At 38.5% G+C, this 13301-nt stretch carries 11 protein-coding genes; 6 read left to right on the forward strand and 5 right to left on the reverse strand.

The genetic code is table 11. The features are described 5' to 3' along the window. Positions 1-29: 29 nt before the first annotated feature. From minE to minC, 3 genes are all read right to left on the reverse strand, one after another. On the reverse strand, positions 30-305 hold the full coding sequence (gene minE, locus H3R28_RS01420; RefSeq protein WP_155567319.1) for a cell division topological specificity factor MinE: 276 nt from the start codon (positions 303-305) through the stop codon (positions 30-32). Beyond that, positions 305-1117 carry a septum site-determining protein MinD gene (minD, locus tag H3R28_RS01425; protein ID WP_110438326.1) on the reverse strand — a complete coding sequence of 271 codons (813 nt, stop codon included), beginning with the start codon at positions 1115-1117 and terminating at the stop codon, positions 305-307. The genes minE and minD overlap by 1 nt, the downstream gene beginning before the upstream one ends. Before the next feature lie 91 nt (positions 1118-1208). Next, a complete protein-coding gene (minC, locus tag H3R28_RS01430) occupies positions 1209-1916 on the reverse strand; it encodes a septum site-determining protein MinC (protein WP_198209217.1) in 708 nt (235 codons plus the stop codon). 264 nt (positions 1917-2180) lie between these two features. On the opposite strand from minC, the gene H3R28_RS01435 reads away from it, so the two are divergent. The 6 genes from H3R28_RS01435 (at position 2181) to H3R28_RS01460 (ending at position 10304) form a co-directional block, all read left to right on the forward strand. Beyond that, the gene (locus tag H3R28_RS01435; RefSeq protein ID WP_198209215.1) at positions 2181-2849 is read left to right on the forward strand and encodes a glutathione S-transferase family protein; all 669 of its coding nucleotides are present in this window, start codon (positions 2181-2183) and stop codon (positions 2847-2849) included. Between the two features lie 16 nt (positions 2850-2865). Then, positions 2866-4038, forward strand: a complete 1173-nt coding sequence (locus H3R28_RS01440) for a glycosyltransferase family 4 protein (RefSeq protein WP_198209213.1) — start codon at positions 2866-2868, stop codon at positions 4036-4038. Continuing rightward, the gene (locus tag H3R28_RS01445; protein WP_230882769.1) at positions 4028-4942 is read left to right on the forward strand and encodes a glycosyltransferase family 9 protein; all 915 of its coding nucleotides are present in this window, start codon (positions 4028-4030) and stop codon (positions 4940-4942) included. Before H3R28_RS01440 ends, H3R28_RS01445 begins: the two co-directional genes overlap by 11 nt. Before the next feature lie 42 nt (positions 4943-4984). Next, positions 4985-6952, forward strand: a complete 1968-nt coding sequence (gene thrS / locus H3R28_RS01450) for a threonine--tRNA ligase (protein WP_198209211.1) — start codon at positions 4985-4987, stop codon at positions 6950-6952. Between the two features lie 176 nt (positions 6953-7128). Continuing rightward, positions 7129-7650: a translation initiation factor IF-3 gene (gene infC, locus H3R28_RS01455; RefSeq protein ID WP_198209530.1), complete on the forward strand. Its 522-nt coding sequence runs from the start codon at positions 7129-7131 to the stop codon at positions 7648-7650. 137 nt (positions 7651-7787) lie between these two features. After that, positions 7788-10304: a glycosyltransferase family 2 protein gene (locus H3R28_RS01460; RefSeq protein ID WP_198209209.1), complete on the forward strand. Its 2517-nt coding sequence runs from the start codon at positions 7788-7790 to the stop codon at positions 10302-10304. 5 nt (positions 10305-10309) lie between these two features. On the opposite strand, the gene glyS is transcribed toward H3R28_RS01460, so the two are convergent. Together glyS and H3R28_RS01470 are read right to left on the reverse strand one after the other, a co-directional pair. Next, the gene (gene glyS, locus H3R28_RS01465; protein ID WP_198209528.1) at positions 10310-12373 is read right to left on the reverse strand and encodes a glycine--tRNA ligase subunit beta; all 2064 of its coding nucleotides are present in this window, start codon (positions 12371-12373) and stop codon (positions 10310-10312) included. A gap of 1 nt (position 12374) precedes the next feature. Beyond that, positions 12375-13265: a glycine--tRNA ligase subunit alpha gene (locus tag H3R28_RS01470; RefSeq protein WP_110438318.1), complete on the reverse strand. Its 891-nt coding sequence runs from the start codon at positions 13263-13265 to the stop codon at positions 12375-12377. Positions 13266-13301: the final 36 nt, after the last annotated feature.

Consider the following 13301-nt stretch of genomic DNA (forward strand, 5'->3'; position numbering starts at 1 on the left):
AAAAGTCTATCGATATTATCAAGTTTAAATCAAAATTTTTTTTGACGTTGTTGGGGAACTTCAATATCAATAGCCAATGTTGAACAGGCAGATCCTTGATCAATTTTGACCTGAATTTTTTCTTGATCAATGGAGATATGTTTTTGGATAACCGCCATAATTTCTTTTTGTAATTTTTGCAATAAATCTGAATCATTTTGATTGCTGGAAGAAGAACGTTCATGAGCCAGCAGGATCTGTAAACGATCCTTGGCAACGGGCGCTGAACTTTTTTTATTAAAGAAATTTGAAAATAAAAAACTCATCATCTATTCCTCTTTAACAACCAGTCAAAAAACCCTTTTTTGTCAGTCGGAATAGTAATGTCTATTTTTTCTCCTTGCAAGCGTTTAACTGCATCTACATAGGCACGGGCAGGAGCAGAGTTGGGTGCAGAAAGTGTTATCGGAGTACCTATATTTGAAGCCTTGAGAATTTCCTCACTTTCAGGAATGATACCAATCAAGGGAATGGAAAGGATATCAAGTATATCATCTGTGTTAAGCATGTCGCCATGGGCTGCCCTGTTTGTTGCATAACGTGTAATTAACAGGTGTTTGTTAATTTTTTCACCTTTTTGGGCTTTATCAGTTGTACTGTCAAGGATGCCTATGATACGATCACTGTCACGAACCGAGGATACTTCGGGATTGGTAATGACAATGGCCTCATCAGCAAAATGCATGGCCATTTTAGCACCGCGTTCAATTCCGGCCGGACTGTCACAAATTATCCAGTCAAACTTCTCTTTTAATTCCTCAATAACCTTTTTGACACCCTCTTCAGTCAAGGCGTCTTTGTCCCGTGTTTGGGAGGCGGCCAGAATGAAAAGGGTTTCGATACGTTTATCTTTAATCAATGCTTGAGAAAGCGTGGCTTCACCTTGTATTACATTGATAAAATCAAACACCACACGTCTTTCTGATCCCATTACAAGGTCAAGATTTCTTAAACCGACATCAAAATCAATGACGACAACCTTTTGTCCTGTCTGGGCGAGGGCCGCTCCAATCGCTGCGGTTGTTGTCGTTTTACCAACCCCGCCTTTACCTGAGGTAATAACGATTACCTTCGACATACTTGTTCCTTTATGATAATCCATTTTCAATATGTTAAAAATATCATTTTACGGCAAATAAAACACTAAAAATATCAGAATATAATTTTATTTACCTTGTTTTTGTTAGATTAGTTACAGTAATAACATTCTCTTTTAAAAAAACCTGTGCAGATTTATTGTTAAAAGCCTCTGGAATTTCTTCTGCTGTCATGTAATATCCGTCAATAGCCAATAGTTCTGCTGCCATATGACTGGTGAATATTCTGGCATTGGGTTGTCCACTTATACCGGCAATAGCGCGTCCCCGCAGGGTGCCGTAAACATGAATGGATCCACCGGCGCTAATTTCCGCTCCCGATGCAACAGAATTAACAACAATTATATCCCCTTCCGGAAAAAAAATGCTTTGTCCTGATCGAACGGGATCATCAGTAATATAGCAAGGAACGGATTGATTTTTAGCTGGAGAATCGATCGGGGGATTTAAATTGTCGATATTCTTTCCTCCTGTAAGAATAAAATTTCTAGGCCAATCCTTTAATGCAGAAGGATTGGATGGCAATCCTTCCATACTGATAATCTGAATATTTCTGCCTAAAAGTTCATGATAAAGTTTTTCCAATCCTTCTTCATCGCCTGTTAAGAGTTCAAGATTGAGAATAACAGGTTTGCCATAGAAAAATTGTGAAGAACGTTTAATTTGTTCGTCCAGGCTTTGTAACCAATTTACAAGAGGGGCTTTTGGTGAAAGAACCAGTGCCAAAAACGAACGGCCTCGGATCCGTAAGGGGGGCAGTGAATGCGAAGAATGATGCACCACGAGTGTATTTCCTGTTTGACAGATCAAATAAATTAATGACGTCTAAATTATTACGTTTTGATAAAGTTGAAAAATAAAATAATAATATACGAAAAAATAAATATCTTGTAATTTTTTAAAAGATGAATTTAAGCCTTTATAATTGATTAAAAGTTAAGCTATATGATTAAACTGTAGTGATAAACTGATTTTAAAATATTTTCAGTAAAAAAACATATTATGTTACACTAAAGAGATTTTGTGGAATAATGGCAAGGCTTTATGCGAATATTGTATCATCTTCCCCTTTGTCCTTTCAGTCGTAAAATTCGGCTGATAATGGCAGAAAAACGATTATCTTTTGAATTGATGACCGAAGCTATATGGAAAAAACGGGATGAATTCCTGTCGATGAATCCTGCTGGTACCGTTCCTGTTCTGGTAGAAGAAACGGGTCTGGCTATTTGTGATTCCTATGCGATCAGCGAATATTTGGAAGAAGCCTATCCTGACACGTTATTAATGGGTCGCACTTTGGCGGAAAGAGTGGAGGTGCGACGATTGGTTGCCTGGTTTGATGACAAATTCAATCGAGAAATCACTCGAAATTTACTGTTTGAGAAAATGTTCAAACGTCTTTTTGGAAATAGCAATCCCAATGCTCAGGCATTGAGAGAAGGCTACCAGAATATAAAATTTCATCTTGATTATATTGCCTATCTAGCTGAAAACAGAGTTTGGCTGGCAGGAAATAATTTGTCAATTGCTGATTTTGCCGCTGCAGCCCATCTTTCCAGCTTGGATTATATTGGTGATATTAACTGGGATAAATATCCAATGGTAAAGGATTGGTATGTTCGGATAAAATCCCGCCCCAGTTTTCGTGCCTTGTTAAATGATCGGGTAAGTGGTGTAGTCCCTCCCAAATATTATGCCGATTTAGATTTTTAATGAAATTTTAGTCGGAATGGAAAATAAACCGGTCATATTGCAAGTTCTACCAGCATTGGGTACAGGTGGGGTAGAGCGGGGGACTGTTGATATGGCAAAGGCAATCATACAGGCGGGTGGCATTGCAATTGTAGCCAGTGAAGATGGAATATGGCAGCATTATCTCGAAAAAATTGGAGCAATTTACATTCATTTACCGCTAAGCTCAAAAAATCCGTGGATAATCTGGAAAAATCATTATGCGTTAATTAAGATTATCCAGTATTATAAAGTGGATATTGTTCATGCACGTTCAAGAGCGCCGGCATGGTCCGCATGGTTGGCAGCAAGAAAATGCCATATCCGTTTTGTTACAACCTGGCACGGAGTTTTTCAGGCCAAATGGTTCGGAAAACGTTGGTACAACCAAGTAATGACCAAAGGGGAAAAGGTGATAGCGATCAGTCATTATATTGCTAATCATTTACAACAAGAATATCATGTTAACCAGCAAAAATTATGTATCATTTCACGTGGGGTTGATCTAACTATTTTTGATCCGAGTTTGCCGTTAGGTAACCGAATAAGTTCATTGGCACAGAGTTGGAGAATTTCTGAAGAGCAAAAGATCCTGTTATTGCCGGGAAGAATTACGGAGTGGAAGGGACATAAATTATTATTGCAGGCTTTTGCTGAATTAAAATTCAATCATCCGAACTGGATCTGCATTTTTGTCGGTCCCGCCAAAGAAAAAGATCATTTTTTAAAAGAGTTGCTTGCCTTAGCCGATTATTTAAAAATAAAAGATTCGATTTATTTTGTGGGAAATAGCCAAGATATGCCTGCGGTCTATGCACTGGCAAATATCGTTGTAGTACCTTCCCTTAAACCTGAACCTTTTGGACGTGTCGTAATTGAGGCCCAGGCTATGGAGAAACCTGTGGTTGTTGCCAATCATGGTGGGGCGGCAGAAACAGTTGAAGAAAATGTTACAGGTTACTTTTTTAAGCCCGGCAGTGTTAATAATTTGGTATTTGTTTTGGATCAGTTGATGGAAAAAACAGATGCAGATTTAAATTGGATCGGTCGGCTTGCCCGGGAGGCGGTTCAAAAAAAATATACTTTGCAACAGATGCAATGCAAAACCCTTTCTGTTTATAACGAGATATTACCTGCTGAAAACAAATTAAAGATCAATGATGTCAGTTAAAAGAATCTTGATTATACGTTTGGGTGCTTTGGGGGATTTTATCCAAAGTTTTTACCCATTTGCGGCCATTCGTCAGTATTATCCCAATGCAGAGATCACCTTGTTAACATCTGCATCATTTGTTGATCTGGCCAAAAGGTCACCTTGGTTTGATCGTGTTATTGTTGATGACAAACCTTCCTGGTTCAATATTGCGGGATTGATTAGGCTAGTGAAAAAACTACGGGGATATGATTATATCTTTGATTTACAAACTTCTCGTCGATCAACACGTTACTTTAGGTTCGCAGGGCAGAGACAAGGCTCGGCGATTGCAAAAACAGCATCGCATAGACATGACAATGAGGAGCGTAATCGCTTGCATACATTTGATCGCCAGAAAGATCAGTTAAGCAAGGTTGGTATAACCGATTATCCCGAGCTTGATTTATCCTGGTTTTTATCCGAAATGATTGATTTTTCCATTGATCGACCCTATGTTGTGTTAGTTCCTGGTTGCTCGGCACGACGTATGGAGAAAAGATGGCCTATTCAGTATTATGGTGAGATTGCGAATATATGTCTTGAAAAAGGGCTGGTCCCCATAATTGCTGGAGGAAAAGAAGAAAAAGAGATTTCCCGACAGATTTTGCAGTTATGTCCGAAGGCGATGAACTTGATTGGTAAAACAAGTTTGTTTCAGTTGGGTCACTTAATGAAAAATGCACAATTTTCACTCGGAAATGATACAGGGCCAATGCATATTGCCGCATTGGTGGGGGGGTGTTCTGTTGTTTTGTTTTCATCATCAAGTAATCCTGCGCTGACCGCACCACGTGGAAAACATGTCAAAATATTGTATGAGGCGGATTTAAGAAATCTTTCCGTAAAAAAGGTTGCACAAGAATTGAACTGGGTTCATTAAAGTTTATTATTAGATTTATTATATCGTTCTGGAGTTTTAAGTATGCCATCTATTACCTTGCCTGATGGATCTGTTCGTGAATATGAAGGATCGGTTACGGGTTTAAGTATTGCACAATCTATTGGAGCAGGTTTGGCCCGTGCAGCTTTAGCAATGGAGCTGAATGGCAAATTAGTCGATCTATTAACTGAAATATATGAAGATTCGTCAGTAAAATTCATTACAAAAAAAGATGCGGCGGCGTTAGAGTTAATCCGTCATGATGCTGCCCATGTACTTGCCCAGGCAGTACAGGAACTATATCCGGGAACCCAGGTTACTATTGGTCCAGCTATTGAGAACGGTTTTTATTATGATTTCGCCCGTGAAGAACCTTTCAAGCCAGAGGATCTTGGTAAAATTGAACAGAAAATGCATGAGATTATTGCGCGTAATGAACCTTTTGTCAGAGAGGTTCTGCCTCGGCAGAAAGCAATCGAATATTTTGAAACTAATGGGGAACATTATAAAGCCCAGCTCATTCGGGATTTGCCAGAAACAGAAACGATCACAGTTTATAGACAGGGGGAATGGCTTGACCTTTGCCGTGGACCGCATTTAAGAACAACCGGGGATGTCGGTAAAGCTTTTAAACTGATGAAGGTTGCTGGCGCATATTGGCGTGGGGATTCAAAAAATGCCATGCTGTCACGTATATATGGAACGGCATGGCGTGATCAAAAAGAGCTTGATGCCTATCTGACGCAATTGGAAGAGGCAACAAAACGCGATCACAGACGGATCGGAAAAGAGATGGATCTTTTCCATCTGCAGGATGAAGCCGTAGGTTCCGTATTCTGGCATCCCAAAGGATGGCAAATTTATACCGAATTACAGGCTTATATGCAGCGTGTCCAACGTCGTTATGGATATGAGGAGGTGCGAACCCCCCAACTTGTTGACCGTTCTTTATGGGAGGCATCAGGGCATTGGGACAAATTCAAGGAAAATATGTTTATTGCTTCCGTTGAAGATGAAGATCGCATTTACGCTTTGAAACCCATGAACTGTCCATGTCATATCCAAATATTCAATCATACATTGCGTTCCTATCGTGAGCTTCCCCTTCGGATGGCGGAATTTGGAGCCTGTCACCGTTACGAACCTTCTGGAGCACTACATGGGATTATGCGTGTTCGATCATTTGTTCAGGATGATGCGCATATTTTTTGTACAGAAAATCAAATTACTTCTGAAACAGCCTTATTTGTCCATATGTTGTCAGAAGTATACAAAGATCTTGGTTTCGAGAGTTTCCGCATCAAATTTTCTGATCGTCCAGAAAAAAGAGCGGGAGATGATGCGATTTGGGATCGTGCGGAAAATAGCTTGAAGGAAGCCTGTAAACAGGTTGGTGTCGAATTTGAGCTTAATAAAGGGGAAGGCGCTTTTTATGGTCCCAAACTGGAATTTGTTTTACGTGATGCGATAGGAAGAGATTGGCAATGTGGCACGTTGCAAGTTGACTATGTTCTGCCAGAACGGCTTAAGACGGCTTATATTGGAGAAGATAGCGCAAGACATCGCCCAGTTATGCTTCATCGGGCAATTTTAGGATCATTTGAACGGTTCATTGGTATTTTGATAGAACAATATGCAGGTCATTTCCCTTTATGGCTGGCACCTGTCCAAGTAGTTGTGGCAACGATTGTAAATGACGTGGAGAATTATGCCCGAGAAGTCGTTGCCCTGCTGAAAGCCCAAGGAATTCGTGTGGAATTGGATGATAGGAACGAAAAGATCAATGCAAAGATTCGTGAACATAGTCTGCAACATATTCCTGTCATTTTGGTTATTGGGCGCAAGGAGGCGGAAGAACGTCAATTGGCGGTACGTCGATTGGGTGGAAAATCACAAGAGATCATGGCTTTGAATGAAGCCATGGATCAACTGTCTCGAGAGGCATCACCGCCAGATAAAGGACGTGTTCCCTCTGCGCAGCGAAAGGCTAAATTTTATTGTGAAGACTAGATAGTTTTTTTAAAATCTATTATAGTATTTTAAGAAGTTGTTTATTATTAAATCTAGGAAATGGGTTATTTACAAGATTGATTTTTTTGATAAGTTCAATTTTCTAATTTTTGAGTAAGTAATCCCCTTTTCAATGATTTATTTATAGAAGGAGCTTAACCATAGTAAAAACATCGATAACCCCTGCGACTAATCGTGAAGGGCCCTTGGTTGATGATGAGATCCGTGCTGCACAGGTTCGCCTGGTTGGTGCTGATGGTGAAATGTTAGGTATTGTGCCAACACGTGAAGCTTTGAAAATGGCTTATGCTGTTGGACTGAATTTATTGGAAGTCAGTCCAAATGCTGATCCGCCAGTAGCGAAAATTGTTGATTACGGCAAATTCAAATATGAACAGCAGAAAAAAAAGAATGAGGCACGTAAAAAACAAAAAGTCATTGATATTAAGGAAATCAAGGTAAGACCCAATATTGATGATAATGACTATCAGGTAAAACTAAACGCGGCAAAGCGTTTTATTGCTGGTGGTGACAAGGTTAAAATCACGTTACGTTTCCGTGGACGTGAAATGGCCCATCAAGAACTGGGTGTTCAACTGTTGGATCGATTCCGTGTTGATATGGAAGAGGTTGCAAAGCCAGAACAAACTTCCAAGATCGAAAATCGTCAAATGATTATGGTTTTAGTAGCCCGTTGATGTGATAAAATATTAAATGAAGTTCAATAAAGGTATGTAAAATTTACATACCTTTTTTTATAATGATATTTATTTTTGAAAAATTATAATTTTTTTCAAGAAATAGTAAATTTAAGTTAACTAAAAGGATGGGGTTCATGAATGCTCAATCTCGCTGTACGGGTTTCTGTCAAAGAATTGAAGAGGGGGTATTTGTGGGATGGGCAATTAATGTCGTTAAACCTGAAAAACCTACAATTGTTTCTGCTTTTATCGATGATGTAAAGATTGCTGAAATTAAATGCGATATTGAAAATAAAACTATCCAGCAAAAGCTGAATTTCTTTCGCGGCGATATCGGTTTTCAATTTTCCATACCAGAAAGATACAGGGATAATAAGAACCATAAGTTGTCATTTCAATTTATTGATGAAACACCTTTTATAATCTCTGATTCAAAACAGAATAATAAGCAAGTATCCTATGTATATTTTCAATTATTAAGAAATAACGATTCTGTAGAATATGAATCTTTTATTGATGGATGGAAGAACGGTTCAATTGTTGGATGGGTTTTGAAAAAGGATTTGAAAACAGGAGAATATACAGGAAACTGTTCGATTCTTGTTGTCATGAATGGGATTGAATTACAAACGGTTCAGGCCAATAGATATCGTCCTGATGTGGCAAGTGCTTATAATGGTGAGCCAAGATGCGGTTTTGCGGTTGTTGTACCCAAAGTGCTTCGAAAATGTTTTAAGGCGGAATTTCGCGTGTATGTAATGCCTGATTATATAGAAGTGAAAAACAGCCCCTATCAAACAAGCCTTGTTGATGATTTGTTGGAACAAAAACTATTAATAATGAATCAGCATATAGATAGTCTATATAATGAAATTAATTCCCTAAAAAGTGAAATTAAAAATTTAATCGCTTATCCGGAATATATAATTGATGAATATCATCTATGGGCACAAAAATATTTCTCGAGTTTACCAAAATTACTTGATAAAAAAAGACAAAATTTGAAAGATTTAAAGATAAAACTTAAATCTCCCAAAATTTCAATTATATGTCCTGTTTACAAACCTGATTTATCTCATTTTAGGGAGGCTGTTGATTCTGTTTTATGTCAAACTTATAAAAATTGGGAATTGATTTTGATTGATGATGGAGGAAAATCAGCATCAATTCAGAGAGAAATCAAAAAATATGTTTTGTTTGATAACAGGATCAAGGCAATTACACTGACATGTAATAGGGGTATTTCCGAAGCGACTAACGAAGGATTGAAACAGGTAAAAGGTCAATGGATCGCCTTTTTTGATCATGATGACATGCTGGTTCCTGAAGCATTGGAAATGATGATAATGGAAGCGCAGTGTCATCATGCCTATTTTGTTTATTCAGATGAGGATAAGCTTGATAACAATGGTGAATTTACCGAACCCAATTTAAAACCTGATTTTAATTACCGTTATTTGTTAGGGTGTAATTATATTTGTCATTTTGTCATGATTCATGTTGATTATGTTAGAAAAGTTGGTTTTCTGTCATCGCAATATAATGGTGCACAGGATCATGATTTTATTTTGCGATTGACAGAATATTTAAAATCATCGCAAATTCATCATGTTCAGGAGATTTTGTATCACTGGCGTATTACTCCGAATTCAACAGCGGAAACAATTGCCAATAAACAATATGCGGTAAAAGCGGGTGTAGACTGTGTAAGTGATCATTTGAAACGTACGGGGCACGAAACTATGGTAAGCTCAATAGAGAATGCTACGATGTATAAGGTTGCATGGAATAAGATACCGCAATCAACTGTTACAATTATTATCCCTTTCAAAGATCAGATTGAAATTACCAAACAATGCGTTGACCGTATTTTGGACCGAACCAATTATAGCCACTATAATATTTTATTGGTTGATAACGGATCAAAAAAAACAGAAACTCTAGAGTTTATAAAAAACTATTCGCGAAAAAAGATTGTAAATTTTTTAACAGTACAAGAAGAATTTAATTTTTCACGTTTGAATAACCTGGCCGCTCAAAAAATAAAATCCGATTTTTATTTATTCTTAAATAATGATGTATTTATCGAAAATGAGGATTGGCTGGAAATCATGTTGAATGAGGCGGAATTTGCTGATGATATTGCAATTGTGGGAGCCAAACTGTTATATCCGAATGGAAGAATACAACATGGAGGCATTATTGTTGGTCCCGGGGAAGTTGCCCAACATATGAATAGGGGGATGATCAAGAATGATTTTGGTTATGTCGGACGTTCTGTATTATCACAGGAATTGACTGCAGTAACAGCGGCCATGATGTTGGTAAAGGCATCAGTTTTTCATGAGGTGGATGGATTTGATGAAATTAATTTAAAAATTGCATATAACGATGTCGATCTATGTTTGAAAGTAAGAGAGGCAGGTTATCGAATTATTATGTGCATGGATGTGATTGCCATTCATCATGAAAGCTATTCAAGAGATAGTGATGATAGACCTGAACACCAAGAACGCTTCACATATGAAATGGAATTTATGGAAAAAAAATGGGGTGAAAAGACGGTTTATAAAAATGATTCAGCCTATTCACCTCATTTTAAAGTCAAGCCCCAGCTGTTTTATGAATTAACAGACCCGGCTAAAATCTAATATAACTATTTTTCAATTTGGCTAAAATCAGCAATAAGGTTAGCTACATTATCAATTTGATTGAGAAGTTTAAGTCGATTATGACGAATGATTTCATTTGGATCATTAATAATAGTTTTATCAAAAAAGATGTCCAGTTCAGAGCGTAAGGAAGCTATAGTATTCATTGCAAATCCAAACTTCTTATGATCAAGCGCTGATTCAATCATTTGTGTAGCTTGTTTTAAATGACTGTACAGATTTGTTTCTTCATCAGTATGGAAAAGAGACGGATCGGGTTCACCTTGATGAGGGCCGTCTTTTTTGTTTTCAATTCTGAGAATGTTGCTTGCTCTTTTGACAGCGGCCAGAAGATCTTTTCCTTCGGATGATTCAAGAATTTGATTTATGGCATTAACTTTTTTGAGAAGTTCGGAAATATCAGTTAAATGATTTTTTTGTGAAACTGCTGATAAAATATCATGTCGTAAACCCTCACTTCGTAACTGAATAATAAGTCGTTCATTCATGAAATTTGCCAAAAATTTCAGATCTGAAGCTTGTTGTAAATCTTTCGGAAGTGTTGAAATGGAGAATTCAAATACTTTTTCTAAATCAAGAGAGAGATTGTTTTCACGGATGATTCTGATAATCCCCAAGGCAGCCCGTCTTAATGCAAAAGGATCACCAGATCCTTTGGGTTTTTCACCTATGGCAAAAAATGCGGTTAGCAAATCGATTTTATCCGCGAGTGCAACGATAACAGAGCATGGTTCAGTGGGTGTCTGGTCATTTGGACCACAAGGTTTGTAATGTTCCTTGATTGCAAGCGCTACGGCAGGATTTTCGTTATCATGTTGAGCATAATATCCCCCCATAATACCTTGGAGTTCCGGGAATTCACCAACCATTCCTGTTGCAAGATCAGCCTTGCAAAGTAAAGCGGCACGTTGTGCATGAATCACATCGGCGCAAAGCAGGTTTGCAAGAAAGCCTGCAATTTTGACAATACGTTGCACACGTTCGTATTGGCTGCCAAGTCTGGCATGAAAAATAACATCATTTAATGAGTTATTATATGATACAAGTGGTGTTTTACGGTCTTGTTCCCAAAAATAACGGGCATCGGCAAAACGTGCCCGCAAAACACGCTCATTTCCGGCAATGATTAAGGAACCATCATCGTCTGGTCTAATAATATTCGCTATAAAAATAAAACGTGCTGCTGGTGAGCCATCTTGATTTTTCAGTGCGAAATAACGTTGATTCACTCGCATTGAAACTTGCATTACTTCTTGTGGCAAATCCATGAAAATGGAATCAATTTTACCCATATACGCGACGGGCCATTCAACAAGTCCCGTAACTTCGTTCAAAAGTCCTTCATCAGAAACGAGTTGAAGTTTATTATTTTCTGCAAGCTTGGATATGTCTGCAAGAATTTTATCACGACGCTGTTCAGAATCGGCAATAACATAATGGAAAAACAGTGTTTCCTGCCATTGTTTTGTATTGCGGATGGTAAAGGGGGAAGGAGAAAGAAAACGATGGCCTTCAGTGATTTGATCGCTGGATAATCCATGTGCATCATCATTTTCTTTTGCCAAGGTAAAAGGAACAACCTCACCATTTAGAATACAGGTGATGCGATGCAATGGGCGAACCCATGTAAATTGGCTGCCATTTCCCCAACGCTGTGATTTAGGCCAGGGGAATTGCCATAAAAGTTGCGGAATTTTTTCTTGAATAAATTGGCTGGCTGATTGTTCAGGCTTAATTTTTTTCAAAACCCAAAAACCGTTCTCTTCAATTAAATCATTTTTTTGAGCTGCATGTTTGCGTAAAAAACCCTCTAACGCTTTTTCTGGGGCTGTAATTCGTGGTCCTCTTTCCTCCAGCTCTTGTACCGGAATGGTAGCGTCAATCTGCATAGAAACAGCGATACGTCTTGGTGTGGAGAATGTTTTAGCATCAGTGGGATTAAGATTGATCAGCGCATTATTCAGTAAACGGTTAAGATTTTCCATGGCTTGCTTTTGCATGCGTGCGGGAATTTCTTCCGATAATAGTTCAATAAACAATTCCGACATATTATTTTTCCTCTGCCAGCCAAGTTTCACAACATTGTTTTGCCAAATTACGAATGCGACCAATATAGGAAGCGCGTTCATTCACGCTGATGACTCCACGGGCATCAAGCAGGTTGAATAAGTGGCTTGCTTTCAAACACTGATCGTAGGCTGGCTGAGCAAGTTTCTGTTGGACCAACGCATTGGATTCTTTTTCTGCATCCTTGAAATGATTGAATAAAAGAGTCGTGTCTGCACATTCAAAATTGTAACGGGAATAATCTTTTTCAGCCCTGAGAAAAACCTCTCCATAGGTCAGCCCGTGATCATTGAAGGCCAAATCATAGACATTCTCAACGCCCTGAATATACATGGCCAATCGTTCCAGACCGTATGTAAGTTCAGTTGAAGGAATAGAGGTTGTTATCCCGCCAACCTGCTGGAAATAGGTGAATTGAGTGACCTCCATACCGTCACACCAAACCTCCCATCCAAGTCCCCACGCGCCAATTGTGGGATTTTCCCAGTCATCTTCAACAAAACGAATATCGTGCTCTTTTGGATTGATACCGATGGCTTTATAACTTTCAAGCAATAGTTCCTGACTATTCTCAGGGGATGGCTTCAGTAGAACCTGATATTGATAATAATGTTGTAAACGGTTGGGGTTTTCACCATATCGTCCATCTGTTGGACGCCGACAGGGTTGAACATAGGCCGCTTTCCAGGGTTTGTCGCCCAACGCTCGTAATGTCGTGTGTGGTGATAATGTTCCCGCGCCGATTTCAAGATCATAAGGTTGTAATAATGCACAACCTTGAGAATTCCAGAATTCATGTAACTTTAAGATCAGTCCCTGGAATGATAACGTTTTTTTTGTTGAAGCTGGTTGAAAGGGTGTATGCGATGGCATGAATTATATAATTCCAAAAGAATGCAAAAATAACGA

The sequence above is a fragment of the Commensalibacter sp. M0268 genome (genome assembly GCF_016101925.1).
Classification (GTDB): domain Bacteria; phylum Pseudomonadota; class Alphaproteobacteria; order Acetobacterales; family Acetobacteraceae; genus Commensalibacter; species Commensalibacter melissae.